The following is a 16,151-nucleotide window of genomic DNA, read 5'->3' on the forward strand; positions in this document are numbered from 1 at the left end:
ACCGGACTAGTCATGGCGTCCGTTCGTCGTATCTAGACGACCACTCGTCGCTGCCGACCACAATTACACGGGCTGATGAGGTCTGAGTGCACGATGGGACTGCTGTGACTCCAGTGAAACACGGGTAGAACATCCCGTTCTCCACGTTCGGGGCCCGACTGTCACCGGAACGGGGAACCCGGGGCGTATGCGTAGGCCCCCGGGCGGCCGAACGGGCGACCGGGGGGCGGCGGTAGCGTTCACCGGGTGACCACCAGCTCCGACGGCGGCGGCCCGGACCGCGCTGCGGGCTCGCACGTGCCGGACGGCCCGCCGGCGTTCAGCTTCCTCACCACCGCCTACAAGGCGGCGGACACCCTCGGCCGCACCATCGACGCCGTGCTCGCGCAGACGCGGGGCGACTGGGAGCTCGTCGTCGTCGACAACGGCAACGACGACGCGGTCGCCGCCGTCGTCGAGGCCCACCGCGATGATGCCCGCGTCCACCTCGTCCGCCAGGAGAACAAGGGGGCGGTGGGCGGCGTCCGCGCGGCCGCGGAGCACGCCACGGGCCGCTACCTCGTCGTGCTCAACGCCGACGACGCCGTCACGCCCGACTTCTGCGCGCGCACCGGCGAGGTGCTCGACGCGGACCCGGGGGTCGCGGCGGTCACCTGCGACGCCGTGCAGTTCGTCGATCCCGGCCAGCAGCTGCTGGCGCGCACCTACCTGCAGACGGCGGGCCTCGCGGAGGCGCCCGAGGGCGCGGTGCGCCTCGGGGTTGCCGACATCATCGACGGCCCCTGCCCGTACTACAGCGCGCCGATCCGCCGCGAGGTCTGGGACGCGCTCGGCGGGATGGGGCACGACACCGACGCGCCGGTGGTGCACGACCTCGAGTTCTGGCTGCGCGCGATCCTCGCCGGCCACGACGTGCGGCTCATCGGCGACCGGCTGGGCCTCTTCCGCCTCGAGCGGGGCTCGGAGAGCCGTCCGCTGGACCCGGAGGCCACCGAGGAGTTCGAGCGCCAGCGGGAGCTCGTGCTGCGCCGCGCCGCGGACGCCGCCGCCGACCCCGACGCGCGCGAGGCGCTCGATCGCGTCCTGCGGCGCCTAACCTACCAGCAGGCGATCCGGCGGGCGCGGGTCGCGTTCTCGCAGGGGACGCCGCGGCGGCGCGCCGGCACGTCGGGGAGGCCCACGCGCAGCGCCCGTCCGCCCGCACGGGCGCCCTGGTGGTCGCCCTCAGGGTGGCCCCCGGCGCGCTGTCGGCGGTCCACCCGCTCAAGCGCGGCCTGCAGGCACGCGTCGCCCGCCTGCGCGCGCGCGACTGGCGGGCGCGCTGGTCGCGCCGGCGGACGGTGCGATGAGGATCCTGGTCCTGGCCTCGCGCCGGATCGAGTCGCGACAGAGCGGCTACGACCTGCGCGTCGCGAACCTCTGCGCCCACCTCCCGGGTGAGGCCCACCTCGCCGTGATCCCGCTGGAGGAGGACCGGGGCTCCGGTCCGACCGGGCTCGCGGTGGACCCGCTCTTCGCCTCGGTCGAGGTGCTCTCCGCGTTCCCGCCCGGCCGCGAGCGCCCCCGCCGCTACCTGCGCCGGTCCAACGACCACTACATGCAGCTCTCCCGGCCCGGCCGGTTCGCCGCGGCCCGCGACCGGTTGCGCGAGATCGTGGCCGAGCGCGGGATCACCCACGTCGTCGTCTTCGGCGTCGCGCTCGCCGAGCTGGCCGCGACCCTCCAGGGCGTGTCGGTGGTGCTGGACGTCTGCGACAGCGGGGTGCTCACCACCGAGCGGGCCCTCGCCGCGAGCACCCAGCCCTCCCAGGGCCTCCAGCGCTGGATGGACAAGCTCGCCCTGCGCCGCAAGAGGGCCACCGAGTCGCGCCTGCCCGACCGCTTCGACGTCGTCGCGACGATCAGCCTCCCGGACACCCGCGCCATCGAGCGGCTGCGGCGCGGGCGCCGGGAGTCGATCGCGACCGTGCCCAACGGCGTCGACGAGGCCTTCCTGACCCCGCTCCCCGCACCCGGCGACCGCCACGGCGTCGTGTTCTGGGGCAACCTCGGGTTCGCGCCCAACCGCGACGCCCTCTGGTTCTTCGTGCACGAGGTCTGGGCGCCCTACCTGCGCGACGAGGGCGTCGAGCTGTGCATCGTCGGGCCCAACGCCCCGTCGTGGCTGGCGGAGATCGCGGCCCAGGACCCCCTGGTCGTCCTCACCGGTTACGTCGAGGACCTGCGCAGCGCCGTGGCGCCCTACCCGGTGATGATCAACCCGATGCGCACGGGCAGCGGCCTGAAGAACAAGGTGCTCGAGGCGTTCGGCCTCGGCATCGCCGTCGTCTCCACCCCGCTCGGCGTCGAGGCGCTGCCCGAGGTGCGCGACGGGGTGCACCTGCGCACCGCCGAGACGCCCGACGCCTTCGCCGACGCGGTGCGCGAGGTGCTCAAGGACCCCGAGCACGCCCGGGCGTTGCGCGAGGACGCCCACCGGCTGGTGGACGAGCACTACCGCTGGGAGGCCGTCGGGCGCCAGTGGGCCGGGCTCTTCGCGGCCACGACGAGCCCGGCCTGACCCGACCCGTCACCGGGCGGGCGGCACCACCCGCACGGTCGGGTCGACGATCACCCACCGGCCGCCGCCGGCCTCGACCTCCGGCATCCGGCGGCGCATCTCGGCGAGCATGTCGGTGACGAAGAGCACGACCTCGTCCGGGCGGCGCTCGGCGACCGCCTCCGGCGCCACGATCGGGACGCCCACCCCGGGCAGGCGGCGGCCCTGCTTGCCGGGCGAGGCGTCGGCCACCGCCGGGAGCAGGTCCGGCCCGATCCCGGCGCGGTTGAGCAGGGGGACCGCACGCGACGCCGCCGCGTAGCCCATGACCGCACGCCCGGCGTCGCGGGAGCCCTCGAGGTGGGTGCGCAGCTCCTCGGCGCTGCGCCGGGCCGCGTCCTCGAGACCCGCCACCACGGTCGGGTCGGTGACGCCGAGGGCCGCCTCGCGCTCGACGAGCGACGCCACCGACGCCTCGTCCCGGGTCCCGTCCGCGCCCCGGCGCCGGGCGGCCAGCAGCACCGTGCCGCCGTAGAGGTCGAACAGGAACCCGTGGGTGACGTCGAAGCCGAGCTCGTCGAGCATCCCCGCCAGCACCGGCGTGGCGTAGTACGCGAAGTGCCCGTGGCGCAGGGCGTTCCAGCCGCCGTCGGCCACGATCGCGGCCAGCGTGTGGAACTGCAGCAGCAGCACACCGCCCGGCGCGGTCGCGTGGGCGCGCTCGAGCAGGCCCGCGCGCTGGTCCGCGGCGTGCATGAGCCCGAAGCAGTCGATGACGACGTCGGCCGGGCCGTCCTGCGCCGTGGCCTCCTCGAGGCCGGTGGCCGCGAGCAGGTCGAGCCAGGAGCCGCCGTGCGGGCTGCCGAACTCGGTGACGGACCCGCCGCCGCTGGGCAGGAGCCCGGCCGCCTCGACGCGCGCGACGGCGTCCCGGGCCTGGGCGACCAGGGCGTCCGGCTCGGCGCCGCGCGGCTCCTCCGGGGTCGTCGGGTCCTCGGCGAGCTGCGCGAGCCCACACGTCGCGCACAGCCACATCCGCAGGGGGTGCACGGCGTCCGGGCCCAGGTCGTCGAGGGCAGGGAAGTGGTCGGAGGCGGGCTGGTCGCCGAGGTCGAGCACGACCGTGCCGTCGGAGCCGGAGCACCAGCGGCAGGTGAGGGTGTCGGATTCCACGGCGGGATCCTCCCGGAGGTCGTCGGGGGCGGGATGGGAGGGTCGGCGGGTGGAGGTTCGCACGGCAGGCATCGACGGCGTCCGGGTGTTCGTCCCGACGCCCCACCGCGACGACCGGGGGCTGTTCACCCGCACGTTCGACACCGCGATCGCCGCGGAGCACGGCATCGATCTGGGCCCGGCGGCCCAGGACAGCCAGTCGCGCTCGCGCTACGGCACGGTGCGCGGCATGCACGGGCGACGGGGCGCCGGCGAGGCCAAGCTGGTGCGCGCGGCGCACGGCGCGGTGCTCGACGTCCTCGTCGACGCCCGGCCCGGGTCGTCGACGTTCGGGCGGGTGGAGACGTTCCGGCTCGACGACGAGGACTTCTGGCACCTCTACGTGCCCCCGGGCCTCCTGCACGGGTTCCAGGCGCTCACCGAGGTCGCGGACGTCTGCTACCGCATCGACCGTCCGCACGCCCCCGGCGAGGACCTCGCCGTCGCGCACGACGACCCCGAGCTCGCGATCGCCTGGCCGGAGCCCGTCACCGCGATCTCGGAGCGCGACCGCACCGCCGGCTCCTGGGCCGACCTGCGCGCCCTGCTCCGCGCCTAGGGTCAGGAGGGGCGCAGGGAGCCGTCGAGGGTGCCGGCGGCCTGGCGGTCCTTCAGGACCGCGAGGCGGGTGAAGCGCCGGTCGAAGGCCTCCTGCGTGAGGCCGCGGGCGCGGTACTCGCGGATGAGCTCCTCGGCGCCGTCGGCCACCGACCACTCGGCGCGGAAGTCCGGCAGGAACTTGCCGATCTTCGCGAAGTCGACCCGGTAGGAGCGCGGGTCGCCGCCGGTCTCGCCGGTGATCACCAGCTCGGCCTCGGGCACCGCGACCTTCACGGCGTCGGCGATGTCGCGGACCTGCACGTTGTTCTCGGTCGACCCCACGTTGAACGCCTGCGCGCGCACGACGTCGGCCGGTGCGGCGAGCGCTGCGACCACCGCGCCGCCGATGTCGCGGGCGTGCGCCAGCGGCCGCCAGGGCGTGCCGTCGCTCATCACGAGGATGCGGTCGGACAGCAGGGCGTGGCCGACGAGGTTGTTGAGCACGATGTCGGCGCGCAGCCGCGGGGAGAAGCCGAACGCCGTGGCGTTGCGCATCGACACCGGTACGAAGTCGTCGTCGGCCATGTCGACGAGGTCGGCCTCGACGCGCACCTTCGACTCGGCGTAGGGGGTCACCGGCCTCATCGGCGCCTCCTCGTCGAGGACGTCCTCGGTGCCCGACGCCCCGTACACCGAGCACGTGGAGGCGTAGACGAAACGCGAGACGCCGGCGTCCTTCGCCAGGCGGGCGAGGCGCGTCGAGGCGTGGTGGTTGATGTCGTACGTGTGCTCGGGCGCGAGCGCCCCCAGCGGGTCGTTCGACAGCGCGGCGAGGTGCACGACGGCGTCGAACCCGCGCAGCTGCTCGGCGGTGACGTCGCGCAGGTCCACGGCCAGCGCGGGCGGCTCGGGCGCCGGGAGCTCACCGAGGACGCAGTCGGCGTAGAGGCCGGAGTCGAGCCCGGTGACCTCGTGCCCCGCCTCGGTGAGCATCGGGGCCATCAGCGTCCCGAGGTAGCCCTGGTGACCGGTGAGCAGCACGCGCATGGCGGGCGTCCTTCCTTCGTGCACTGATCGTGGCTGAGTGCGTCAGCGTGACGGTACGGGGGGCCCGAGCAGCGCCCGCGTCAGGTGGAAGCCCTCCGCGTAGCGCACCCCGGCCTGCACCCCGCGGATGCGGGCGAGGCCCGAGAAGGCCTCGTCGTCGAACCAGGCGCGGGAGACCTGGGACGGGTAGTGCTCGTGGAGCAGGCGGCTCTTCTCCGCGACGACCTCGGGGTCCAGGGGCCAGAGCAGGGGCGGCTGGGCGAGGTCGGGCTCGGCTTTGAGGATCTCGTAACCCAGCGCCAGGTGGTCACGGAAGACCGTCGGGACGAGGCGGGCGAGGCCGCGGTGGTCCTGGTGGTCGTCGCCCCGGTGCCCGGCGAGCACGAGGTCGGGCTCGCAGGTCCGGCGGAACTCCTCGAGCGCCTCCTTGGCCCACTGCCAGTGGTGGGGCAGGCGCCCGTCGGGCATGTCCCGCACGGTGACCGCGAGGTCCGCGCCGGGGCAGAAGGCCGCCAGCGCGGCGCGCTCCTCGTCCTCGCGCGGCGTGCCGCCGCCGGAGAGCACGAGGGCCCGCACGCGCAAGGGCCGGGTGGTGCCCAAATTCTGATGAGCACGACAGAGGGTGAGGATCGTCCCGCCCGCGCCCAGCGGGATGTCGTCGCAGTGCGCGGCGAGCAGGACCAGCTCGTCGAGGGCCTCGGGGATCAGCGTGCGCATGCCTCAGCGGCCGAGGGCCTCGTCGACGAGGCCCTCCAGCGGCGTGCGCTCGGGCTCGCGCTCCCACACCATCCAGGGGCGCGTGCCGGCCCGGTACGCGGCCTCGAGGGCGTTGCGCTCCTTGAGGGTGTCCGCAGGCTGCCAGAAGCCGTCGTAGGTGTAGGAGAGCAGGCGGCCCTCCTTCGCGAGGCTCGTGCACGCGTCGCCGACGAGGTCGCCGTTCTCGGGGATGTAGTCGATCGCCTCGGGACGCAGGGCGAAGTAGCCCCCGTTCTCCCGGATCCGCATGTCGGTGACCGGGTAGATCGAGTTCACCCGGTCGCTCGGGTCGACGTCCACGATGTGGAAGACGGCCTGCGGGGGCACGGCGAGCAGCGAGGCGACGGCGTCCGAGCCCCGGAACGTCTCGATCATGTCGTCGATCGGGGCGTCGGTGAGCACGTCCGCGTAGTTGGCGAGGAAGATCTCCTCGTCCTCGACGAGGTGGCGCACCCGGCGCAGACGCTCGCCGATCGGCGACTCCAGCCCGGTGTGGACGAAGTGGATCGTCCAATCGGCGATGTCGGAGCCCTGCAGCTCGACCTCGCCCTTGCGGAGCACGAAGTCGTTCGACTCGGTCTCGCGGTAGTCGAGGAAGTAGTCCTTGACGTGGTGGGCCCCGTAGCCCAGGCAGAGGATGAACTCCTTGTGCCCGAAGTGCGCGTAGTAGCGCATCACGTGCCAGATGAGCGGGCGCGGCCCGACCATCTGCATGGGCTTGGGTGCGTCGGAGTCCCCGTTGCGCATCCGCATGCCGTAGCCACCGCAGAAGAGAACGACCTTCACGGTCGCAGCACCTTGCCAGACCCGGGTTCGACCACCTGCAGCGAGGGGATCGGGAAGACGAGCGACCCGCCCCAGTCGGCCACGTGCGCGAGCTGCGCGGTGATCTCCTCCCGCAGGTTCCACGGGAGGACCAGCACGTGGTCGGGCCGGTCGGCGTCGATCCGCTCGGGCTCGTGGATCGGGATCCGCGTCCCCGGGGTGTAGCGCCCGTGCTTGTAGGGGTTCCGGTCGACCGTGTACGCCAGCAGGTCGGGGCGGATCCCGCAGTAGTTCAGCAGGGTGTTGCCCTTGCCCGGCGCGCCGTAGCCCACGACGGTCTTCCCGGCGTCGGCGGCGTCGACCAGGAAACGCATGAGGTCGTTGCGGATGCGCGAGACCTCGCGGGCGAACCCGGCGTGGCCCTCGACGGTGTCCAGGCCGGCCGCGGTCTCCTCGGCGAGCACGTCGGCGACGGCCTGCGACGGCCCCTGACCGACCTCCGTGGGCCGCGCCCAGCACCGGATCGACCCGCCGTGGGTGGGCACGAGCTCGACGTCGACGAGCTCCAGGCCGCCCGAGCGCAGCGCCTTCTGCGCCGTGCCGAGCGTGTAGTACTGGAAGTGCTCGTGGTAGATCGTGTCGAACTGGCGGTACCGCATCAGCGTGAGCAGGTGCTGCACCTCGATCGACACCCAGCCGTCGTCGGCGACCATCGCCCGCAGGCCCTGGGTGAAGCCCACCAGGTCGGGGATGTGCGCGTAGACGTTGTTGGCGACGACGAGCGCCGCAGGCCCGTTCTCCGCGCGGACCGCCGCGCCGGTCTCCGGGGACAGGAACGCCGTCAGCGTCGGCACGCCCTTGTCGCGGGCGGCCTGCCCGACGTTGGCGCTCGGCTCGACGCCCAGCGCGCGCATGCCGTCGGCGACGACGTGCTGGAGCAGGTAGCCGTCGTTGCTCGCGGCCTCGACCACGAGCGAGTCGGGACCGAGCCCGGCGCGCTCCGTGGCCGCGGTGACGAAGCGCCGCGCGTGGTCCACCCACGACGTCGAGAACGACGAGAAGTACGCGTACTCGGTGAACGTCTCGTCGGGGTCGATCAGCGGGGGCAGCTGCACGAGCAGGCACGACGCGCAGACCCGCGGGTGCAGCGGGAACGTCTGCTCCGGCGCCTCGAGCGCGTCCGCCGTGAGGAAGAGCTCGCACGGCGGGGTGGCGCCGAGGTCGACGAAGCTCGTCAGGTCGGGCGAGCCGCAGAGCCGGCAGGTGATCTTGTTGTCCACGCGGTCCATCTCAGTAGGCGCCGTCGCCGCGGAACACCGCGGAGACCGTCTTCCACATGATCACCAGGTCCATGGCCGGCGACCAGTTCTCCACGTACCGCAGGTCCAGGCGGACCGACTCCTCCCAGGAGAGGTCGGAGCGGCCGCTGACCTGCCACAGCCCGGTCATGCCGGGGCGGACGAGGAACTTGCGCTTGGCGGCGTCGGTGTAGACCTCGATCTCGCCGGGGAGCGGCGGGCGGGGTCCGACCAGCGACATCGAGCCGCCGATGACGTTGAACAGCTGGGGCAGCTCGTCGAGCGAGTAGCGCCGCAGGAGCTGGCCGATGCGGGTGACCCGCGGGTCCTTGCGCAGCTTGAACAGCGGTCCGGAGCCGTCGTTGGTGCCGGCGACGAGGTCCTCGCGGAGCTTGTCGGCGTCCGGCACCATCGACCGGAACTTGATCATCTGGAAGGTCTTGCCGCGCTGCCCGACGCGGGTCTGCCGGTAGAACACCGGCCCGCCGTCGAGCTTCACGACGAACGCGATGACCGCGAACACCGGGGTCAGCAGCAGGAGGATCGCCGCGGTGGTGACGCGGTCGAACATCAGCTTGAACACCCGCGGCACGCCCGAGAGGCGCGGCTCGGTGAGGCGCAGCAGCGGCAGGCCGTCGACCGGCGCGACGTGCAGGCGCGGCCCGGCGACCTCCATGAGGCCCGGGTCGACGACGAGCTCGGAGCCGGTGCCCTCGAGGTCCCACGCCAGACGGTGGAGGCGCTTGGGGCTCCAGCCCGGCGTCGGCGCGACGGCGACGACGCCGTAGCGCCCGCTGCCGACGCTGGTGGAGAGGTCGTCGAGGTCCCCGATGACCGGGACGCCCGCCACGTGGCCCTGCCCCTCCTCGCCGAGACCGGTCGGCGTGCAGGCCGCGATGACGACCCAGCCCATGTGCGGCACGCGCCGGGTGCGCTCCACGAGGTCGCGCACCGACTGCTCGGTGCCCACGGCGAGGACGGGCAGCATCCCGCGGCCGCGCTTGCGCGCCTGGTGCAGCCAGCGCCGCAGCATGTAGCGCCCGGCCATCGCCAGCAGGCCGGCCACGGGCAGGACGCCGAACACCCAGGGCCGCACGCCGAGGCGCTCGATCGCGAGGCCGCCGAGGCCCAGCACGATCGCCGCCGAGACGAAGGCGCGGATGAGACGGCTCCACTCCTCGGCGCCCTGGCCGAGCGTGCGCGGGTCCCAGGCCCGGCAGGCGACGATCGCCAGGGTGACGAGCACGCCCGCCGCGCCGCCGAGGAGCCACGGGTCCGAGCTCTGCGGGCCGACGCCCTCACCGAAGCCGACGAACGCGCCGAGCACGACGCAGATCGCGAGGGTGGCGAGGTCGGAGACGGCCACGGCGAGCGCGAACTTCAGCTGCCAGCTCGTGGCCACCGCGACGCTGCCGGGCTGCTCCGGGCCCTCGTCCTCCCAGATGCGCACGAAGCCCGGCGCCGTCGGCGCGGGCTCGACGAAGACGCCGGGCTCCATTCCGGCGTCGATGCCCGAGGACATCGGGGTGTCGATCCTGGGGTCGATCCTGCCGCCGATCCCGCGCGTGATCCCGGTCTCGACCGGGGTCCCGGTCGAGGCCCCGGTTGAAGCATCGAGGGGCACGCCGGCCGGGCCGTCCGCCTGGGACGACCCCGCCTGCTCCTCGATCCGTGCTTGTCCGTGCTTCACGTCGCCCCCGTCGTGGGTCGTACGCGTGGGCGGACCCACTCGTAGCACCTCGTCGGCCATGGACACCTTTCCGCTCGACGTATGACGCCCAGGGCCGCGGTGAGGTTGCGTGGCCGTTCACCCGAATTTCCGTCGAGCCGCCGGCACCTCACCGTGGTGCCGTCCGGATCAACGAATCGCCACCGGCGCGGTCACGCCGATGACGCCCAGGATTGGACCGGGCGGGGCACGGCCACGGTCGAGAACCCCGACCCGGGTACGCGCCGCCACCGTGCCGGGCATCGTGCCGCACGCCCGGAGCAGCCCCGGCGGCGCGGGTGCCCCGAACGCGCTCCCGACGGTCACGGTGGCCGCCCGTGGACGACACCACCGTGTACCCGGACGAACAGGACGGACCGGACCCGACCGATCGCCGTCGGTACCGCCGTAAGGGGCACTGTCCTGCTCGGTATGGTGCCGCCGGACGAACCACCTCGCCGGTTTCGTCCGGATTCGGCCCGGTGTCGCCGTCGATCACCGGTGATCGACCCAGTGATCGACCGGGCGCTCGACCCGGCGATCGACCCGGCGATCGACCCCGGGATCGGCCTCCCGGCCGACGCCGCCCCGACCGCGCCAGACGAGGAGCGCCCCGATGCCCCACGACGCCGTCGCCCGCCGGGCGACCCGGCACGGTCGCATCGGCCGTCGCACCGGCCGTGCCACCCGCTCCGCGGTCGCGGTCACCGCCCTGCTCGCCGCCCTGCTCTGCGCGGGAGCCCCCGTCGCCCCGGTGGCCCCGGTGGCCACCGCCTCGCCCGACGCCCCCGGCGCCGACCGGGCGACCTGGGAGCTCCCGGCCGCCGGCGACGTGCTCGCCGCGTTCGACCGCAACGGCTACAACGAGCAGGACGGCGCGCCCCGCCAGATCGCCTCGCCGACGGCACCGGGCCGCCAGGCCCTGGAGTTCCGGCTCGACGGCGGCGACCAGCGCAGCGAGGTCCAGCCCCGCGTGCCCGACCAGGTCGAGGGGGACGTGTGGTTCTACACCTACCGCGGGGGGCTGGCGCGGGACTTCCCGACCGACACCGAGGCCTGGCAGGTCGTCCTGCAGTGGCACCACACCGGTGACTCCGGCTCGCCGCCCCTCGCCCTCGAGATCAAGCAGGACCGGCTGCTGCTGGCCACGGAGGGCGAGAACCTCCAGGACCTCGGGCCGGTCCGGGGCGGCGACCGCCTCGACGTCACGATGCGCGTCGCGTTCTCCCAGGACCCGCAGCGCAGCGCCGTCGACGTCTGGCGCGACGGCCGTCCCGTCCTCGAGGGCCACCGCCCGCCGGCCGGGACGATGCTCGACGGCTCCAACTACCTGAAGGTCGGCCTCTACCGGGCCACGGCGATCGACGAGGGCGGGCGGCTGTGGGTCGACGACCTGCGGGTCGGGCGCACGATGGCCTCGGTCGCTCCCACAGCCCCCATCGGCACGGGCTCGGTCACGGCCGGCGAGGACGAGGACGCCGCGGCCGACCCCGCCGTCGCGGCCTCGCCGTCGGGCACCGCCGCCGACCGTGACGGCGACGCCGTGACCTGGGTGGCCGGCGTGCTGCTCGTCGCGGTCGTGCTCCTGCTGGTGGCCACCCGCCGTCACGCCCGCGCCCGACGCTGAGCTCCGGGCCGACCGGCCCCCGAGGAGGGATTCCGGCGGGGCGACTCGGTCACCGCGCGCGCCGGTCGCCGGGTCGTGCGTGTCACCATGGTCACCGTCGCAGGCGACGATCCGCCGTGGTGTAAGGGCAACACCTCGGATTTTGGTTCCGATGATCCAGGTTCGAATCCTGGCGGCGGAGCAGCGGCTCACGGTGGCTCCTCTCGTCCGATCGGCCGATGGTGTGGGGTCGAGCAGAAACGATGCCGTCGCGTCAGGGTCAACCCCGAGGGCGAGAGCACCGCCGGACGCGCTGCGTGTCCGCCTTCGCTACGCTGCGGTGGTGCCCCGCTCCCCACGTCGGTACGTCGGACCGACGACCGCGCTCGCGGGTGGCGTGTCCCCGGGCCGGTGCCGTCCTCCGACACCCGGCGCCGGAGAAGTGACCCCTCCGACCGCATGAGCGGCCCCGAGCAGCCCGGCACGGCGGACAGGACCGCCGAGGCGACGGCACAGCCGTCGGTCGACAAGCTCTCGAAGACCCTCCAGCGCGGGGCGAAGATCTCGGCGATCGTCCTGGTCGTCACGCAGTCGATCTCGCTGATCCAGACGCTGGCGGTCGCCCGCCTGCTCAGCCCGGCCGAGGTCGGCGCCTTCACCGCCGGGTCGATCCTCGTCAACTTCCTCGTGACGTTCTCCGAGGGCGGCCTGCGCGCCGCGCTCATCCAGCGCGAGAAGGACCTCGAGGACGCGGCGGACACCGTGTTCTGGGTGACGCTGGTCAACGGCATCGTGATGTCCGGCATCGCCTTCGCCGTCTCCCCGCTGATCGGGGCCTTCTTCGGCGGGGACGTGGCCGGGGCCGTCTGCGCCGCCACCGCCGCGGTCCTGGCCATCCACGCGCTGACCAACGTGCCCGACGGCCTGATGCAGCGGCGCTTCAACTTCAAGCGCCGGATGATCGTCAACCCGTCGACGGCGGTGACGTTCGCGGCCACCGCGATCGCGCTCTCCGCGCTGGGATTCGGCGTCTGGGGCCTCGTCATCGCCCTGTACGCCTCGCAGATCGTGACCCTGGTGCTCACCTGGTGGCTCGCGGGCTGGTGGCCCGGCCGCGGGCACTTCAGCTTCACGGTCTGGCGGGAGATGGCGCGGTTCGCCCTCCCCCTCATCGCGAGCGAGTTCGCCCAGAAGGGCCGCGAGTTCGCCGAGGCGGGCCTCACCGGCCGCGTCCTCGGCGAGGCCTCGCTCGGCATGTACCGCTACGGGCGGCGCATCGCGGCGCTCCCCGGCACGGCGATCATCCAGATCGCCTCCTACGTGCTCTTCCCGGCGTTCTCGCGCATCGCCAAGGACGCGGGCCGGCTGCGGCGGGGCTTCCTGCGGGCGATGACGGCGCTGTGGGTCACCTCGCTGCCCGCCGGGGCGCTGCTCGTCGCGATCGGCGAGCCCCTGGTCGTCGTCGCGCTGGGCGAGCAGTGGCGCGGCGCCGGCCTGGTGCTCATGGGCATGGCCGGCTACGGGCCCGGGATGGCGCTCGGCTCGATCGGCAAGGAGTCCATCAAGGGCACCGGCCGCAGCCGCCTGCTCAACTGGGTCACCGGCACGAGCGTCGTGGTCAGCATCACCGCCCTGGTGATCCTGCTGCCCACCCTCGGGCTGCTCGGCGTGGGCATGGCCGCCTCGGCCGAGGCGCTCTGCGCGGGCACGCTGGCGATCGTCATCGGCATGCGGGTCGCCGGCGTCCGCATCGGGGACGCCCTGAAGGTCCTGCTCCCGGTGCTGGTCGCCGGGGTCGCCGCGATGGGCGCGACCTTCGTCCTCGAGAACGGCTTCTTCCACTCCGACGAGCGCTCCATCGTCATCGGGCTCGGCCTGCTCATGGTCGACGTCCTCGTCTTCCTGGGCATCTACCTGGGCCTGCTGCGCATCCTCGCCCCCTCGGTGAGCCGCGAGCTCGCCTCCGGGGTGCGGTCGGCGCTGCGCCGCCCCAAGAAGCGTCCGACGGGGTCCGACGCCGCCGTCCCGGAGCCGGAGCCCGAGGTCGTGCCCACCGCGGCGGTCCCGACCGCCGTGGGCACCCCGACCGAGGCGATCCCCTCGCGTCCGGCCGCACCCGGGTGGAACGCGCTCGACGCCCCCACCGTGCTCATCGCCTCCGGCGAGGGCGTCGAGACCGCGCCGCCCTGGGCCGTCGCGGTCACCGAGCGCCTCGCCATCACCCCCGTGGCGCCGTCGACCCACGGCCACACGAACGGCCACACGAACGGGCACACGAACGGCCACACGAACGGCCACACGAACGGGCACGCCAACGGCCACACCAACGGCCACACCAACGGCCACACCAACGGCCACACCAACGGCCACACCAACGGCCACACCAACGGCCACACCAACGGCCACACCAACGGGCGGGGCCCGGGCAAGGCGCGACCGGGACACCCCGCGCACGCACGGCGTGACGGCCGCCACGAGCGTGACGCGGAGCCGCTGCAGATCGTGCGTCGCTCACGTCACGACGGCTCCTGAGCGCGGTCGAGCCGACCGGGCCTTCACCCTGTCCGGGTACTGTCGAGCAGGCCGGGAGGTGCGGTGACCCATCGCGACGGGGCACCCCTCGCGGCTCATCCGACAGGCGATCCGGGAGCGGTGTGACGGTCAACAGCAACGGTGGACGGACCCGGGCGCGACGAGTCGCCGCCGCCCTCACCACCGCGATCGTCGCCGTGCTCGTCGCGCTGGTCGCGCCGCCCGCCCTCGCCGACGAGCAGAGCCCTCCCGGGGGCAACCCGCTGATCTGGCGGGCGGACACCGGCGGCGACATGCTCGGCTCGTTCAACCGCAACGACTACAACGAGCAGGACGGCGCCCCGCGGGAGGTCTCCTCCCCGACGGGCCACGGCGGCGCCCTGCAGTTCACCCTCGACGGCGGCGAGCAGCGCAGCGAGCTCCTGCCGCGGGTCCCCGACGGCCGCGAGGGCGACGTCTACTACTACGGCTACCGCGGCCAGCTGGCCGACGACTTCCCCGTGGACGCCGACCGCTTCCAGATCTTCATGCAGTGGCACCACTACGGCGACGAGGGTTCGCCGCCGGTGGCGATCGCCATCCAGAGCGGCCAGCTCATGGTCACCGGCGGCGACGACAACCGGAACGAGCGCTACGAGCAGCCGATCGCCCGCATCCAGCCCGGCGACCCGATCGACATCATCGTGCGGATCGTGTTCTCCCGGGACCCCGGCACCGGCACGGTCGACGTGTGGTCCCAGGGCCGTCGCACCGTGACGGCGTTCCACCCGCCGGACGGCACGCTCTACGACGACGGCGACTACATGAAGGTCGGGCTCTACCGCTCCGAGGACCTCACCGACCGCGCCCAGCTGACCATGGACGACGTGGCCGTGGGCCGCACCCGCGCGGCCGTCGACTCCGCGATGGTCGACCAGGGCGCCTCGTCCAGCGAGGGCAGCCCCGACGCCTCGCCCGACGAGTCCTCCGGGTCCGACTCGGGCCTGCGGACGGGCCTCGCCGCCGGCACGCTCGCGCTCATCGCGATCGTCGTCGCGGCGGTCGTCGTGGTGCGGCGCCGCCAGAGGATCTGAGGCCCGGACAGGTCCTCCGGGCCGGGCGTCAGGCCGCGGCGGCGGCGCGGTCGCGACGGTGCAGCATCCAGCCGAGCGGGGCCGTCGCGGCGTGCAGCAGGCGGGCCCTGGGGCTGGTCAGATCACGCCCCTGGTCGCGGAACGACCGTCCCTGGTCCCAGGAGAACCGCGAGTAGTTCGCCGCGGCGCGCACGAACCAGCGCGGGTCGTGGCGGAACCAGTCCAGCTCCTCGTTGAGGGTGACGCGCCAGCGCAGCGCGAACGCCGGCGCGCGCCACACCGCGGACGAGCGGCTCTGCTGCGTGATCGAGTCGTTGCCGTCCACGTGGTAGGTGCGCAGCACCTCGTTGACGAACCGGGTGCGGTAGGAGCGCGAGATGCGGTTCCACACGATCGCGTCGGGCACGTTCGGCTGGCCGTCGACCTCGGGGAACGGGAACTCCCGGCGGACGGCCGTGGTCTGGAAGCCCCACTTCTCGCCGGTCACGTGGTACCGGTAGCGGATCTCGAGCGCGTCGGAGTCGGTCGGGTCGTGCGGGAAGCGCGAGCCGACGATCTCGCCGTGCTGGTCGTCGCAGAGCGCGGTGACCGCCGAGAACGAGGCGCGCTGCGACTCCGGGATGCCGGCCCAGTGCGCGGCGAAGCGCTCGAGCGCCTCGGGCCGGCACTCGTCGTCGGAGTCCAGCGGCAGGAACAGCTCCCCGTGCGCCTCGCGGGCGCCCAGGTTCGCGGCCTTGTGCTTGCCGCCGTGGTCCTGGACCAGGTAGCGGATCGGGAAGTCCGCCTCCGCCGCCCACCCCGCCACGAGCTCGGCGGTGCCGTCGGTGGAGCCGTCGTCGACGATGAGCCACTCGAAGTCACGCAGGGTCTGCGCCTGCAGGCTCGCGTAGACCCGCGGCAGCGTGTGCGCGCGGTTGTAGGAGGCGGTGAACACCGTGAACTGCGGTCCGGGGAGCGGGGCCACGACACGAGATTAGCGGGCAGAACGGACGGCCCCCGCCCGGGTCCGGACACCCGGGGCCGGGTCGCTCGGTCGGGGAATGCACCCCGCTCTACTCTTTCGGCCCATGCGCCC

At 73.7% G+C, this 16,151-nt stretch carries 13 protein-coding genes and 1 tRNA gene; 7 read left to right on the forward strand and 7 right to left on the reverse strand.

What is annotated here, in order from left to right:
* Positions 1-246 precede the first annotated feature (246 nt).
* Positions 247-1,440 (forward strand): glycosyltransferase family 2 protein, encoded by a 1,194-nt coding sequence (locus ACQPYN_RS27560; protein WP_433029845.1) that lies wholly within the window; start codon positions 247-249, stop codon positions 1,438-1,440.
* Positions 1,346-2,560 (forward strand): glycosyltransferase, encoded by a 1,215-nt coding sequence (locus ACQPYN_RS27565; RefSeq protein WP_433029847.1) that lies wholly within the window; start codon positions 1,346-1,348, stop codon positions 2,558-2,560. Before ACQPYN_RS27560 ends, ACQPYN_RS27565 begins: the two co-directional genes overlap by 95 nt.
* A 9-nt stretch (positions 2,561-2,569) precedes the next feature.
* On the opposite strand, the gene ACQPYN_RS27570 is transcribed toward ACQPYN_RS27565, so the two are convergent.
* On the reverse strand, positions 2,570-3,712 hold the full coding sequence (locus ACQPYN_RS27570; protein ID WP_433029849.1) for a class I SAM-dependent methyltransferase: 1,143 nt from the start codon (positions 3,710-3,712) through the stop codon (positions 2,570-2,572).
* A gap of 49 nt (positions 3,713-3,761) precedes the next feature.
* On the opposite strand from ACQPYN_RS27570, the gene ACQPYN_RS27575 reads away from it, so the two are divergent.
* Positions 3,762-4,310 (forward strand): dTDP-4-dehydrorhamnose 3,5-epimerase family protein, encoded by a 549-nt coding sequence (locus ACQPYN_RS27575; protein WP_433029851.1) that lies wholly within the window; start codon positions 3,762-3,764, stop codon positions 4,308-4,310.
* A 2-nt stretch (positions 4,311-4,312) separates the two neighbouring features.
* Here the strand turns inward: ACQPYN_RS27575 and ACQPYN_RS27580 are convergent, their stop codons facing one another.
* From ACQPYN_RS27580 to ACQPYN_RS27600, 5 genes are read right to left on the reverse strand one after another with little or no spacing between them, the layout of a single operon-like run.
* A complete protein-coding gene (locus ACQPYN_RS27580; protein ID WP_433029853.1) occupies positions 4,313-5,338 on the reverse strand; it encodes an NAD-dependent epimerase/dehydratase family protein in 1,026 nt (341 codons plus the stop codon).
* A 42-nt stretch (positions 5,339-5,380) separates the two neighbouring features.
* Positions 5,381-6,055: a PIG-L deacetylase family protein gene (locus ACQPYN_RS27585; protein ID WP_433029855.1), complete on the reverse strand. Its 675-nt coding sequence runs from the start codon at positions 6,053-6,055 to the stop codon at positions 5,381-5,383.
* A gap of 3 nt (positions 6,056-6,058) precedes the next feature.
* Positions 6,059-6,880 carry a glucose-1-phosphate cytidylyltransferase gene (locus ACQPYN_RS27590; RefSeq protein WP_274190618.1) on the reverse strand — a complete coding sequence of 274 codons (822 nt, stop codon included), beginning with the start codon at positions 6,878-6,880 and terminating at the stop codon, positions 6,059-6,061.
* The gene (locus tag ACQPYN_RS27595; protein ID WP_433029857.1) at positions 6,877-8,148 is read right to left on the reverse strand and encodes a methyltransferase domain-containing protein; all 1,272 of its coding nucleotides are present in this window, start codon (positions 8,146-8,148) and stop codon (positions 6,877-6,879) included. Before ACQPYN_RS27595 ends, ACQPYN_RS27590 begins: the two co-directional genes overlap by 4 nt.
* Before the next feature lies 1 nt (position 8,149).
* Positions 8,150-9,847 (reverse strand): sugar transferase, encoded by a 1,698-nt coding sequence (locus ACQPYN_RS27600; RefSeq protein ID WP_433029859.1) that lies wholly within the window; start codon positions 9,845-9,847, stop codon positions 8,150-8,152.
* A 634-nt stretch (positions 9,848-10,481) separates the two neighbouring features.
* Here ACQPYN_RS27600 and ACQPYN_RS27605 point away from each other — a divergent pair.
* The 4 genes from ACQPYN_RS27605 (at position 10,482) to ACQPYN_RS27620 (ending at position 15,076) form a co-directional block, all read left to right on the forward strand.
* Complete coding sequence (locus ACQPYN_RS27605; protein WP_433029861.1) at positions 10,482-11,492, forward strand: heparin lyase I family protein; 1,011 nt, start codon at positions 10,482-10,484, stop codon at positions 11,490-11,492.
* Positions 11,493-11,602: 110 nt separating this feature from the next.
* Positions 11,603-11,673: transfer RNA gene (locus tag ACQPYN_RS27610), tRNA-Gln, on the forward strand.
* Positions 11,674-11,930: 257 nt separating this feature from the next.
* A complete protein-coding gene (locus ACQPYN_RS27615) occupies positions 11,931-14,003 on the forward strand; it encodes an oligosaccharide flippase family protein (RefSeq protein WP_433029863.1) in 2,073 nt (690 codons plus the stop codon).
* Positions 14,004-14,125: 122 nt separating this feature from the next.
* Entirely contained in the window at positions 14,126-15,076 is a 951-nt protein-coding gene (locus ACQPYN_RS27620; RefSeq protein ID WP_433029865.1) for a heparin lyase I family protein, read from the forward strand.
* Positions 15,077-15,104: 28 nt separating this feature from the next.
* On the opposite strand, the gene ACQPYN_RS27625 is transcribed toward ACQPYN_RS27620, so the two are convergent.
* Complete coding sequence (locus ACQPYN_RS27625) at positions 15,105-16,040, reverse strand: glycosyltransferase family A protein (protein WP_433029867.1); 936 nt, start codon at positions 16,038-16,040, stop codon at positions 15,105-15,107.
* Positions 16,041-16,151 lie beyond the last annotated feature (111 nt).

Origin of the sequence: Actinomycetospora sp. CA-053990 (assembly GCF_050948445.1) — a bacterium.
In the GTDB taxonomy this organism is placed as follows: Bacteria; Actinomycetota; Actinomycetes; order Mycobacteriales; family Pseudonocardiaceae; genus Actinomycetospora; species Actinomycetospora callitridis.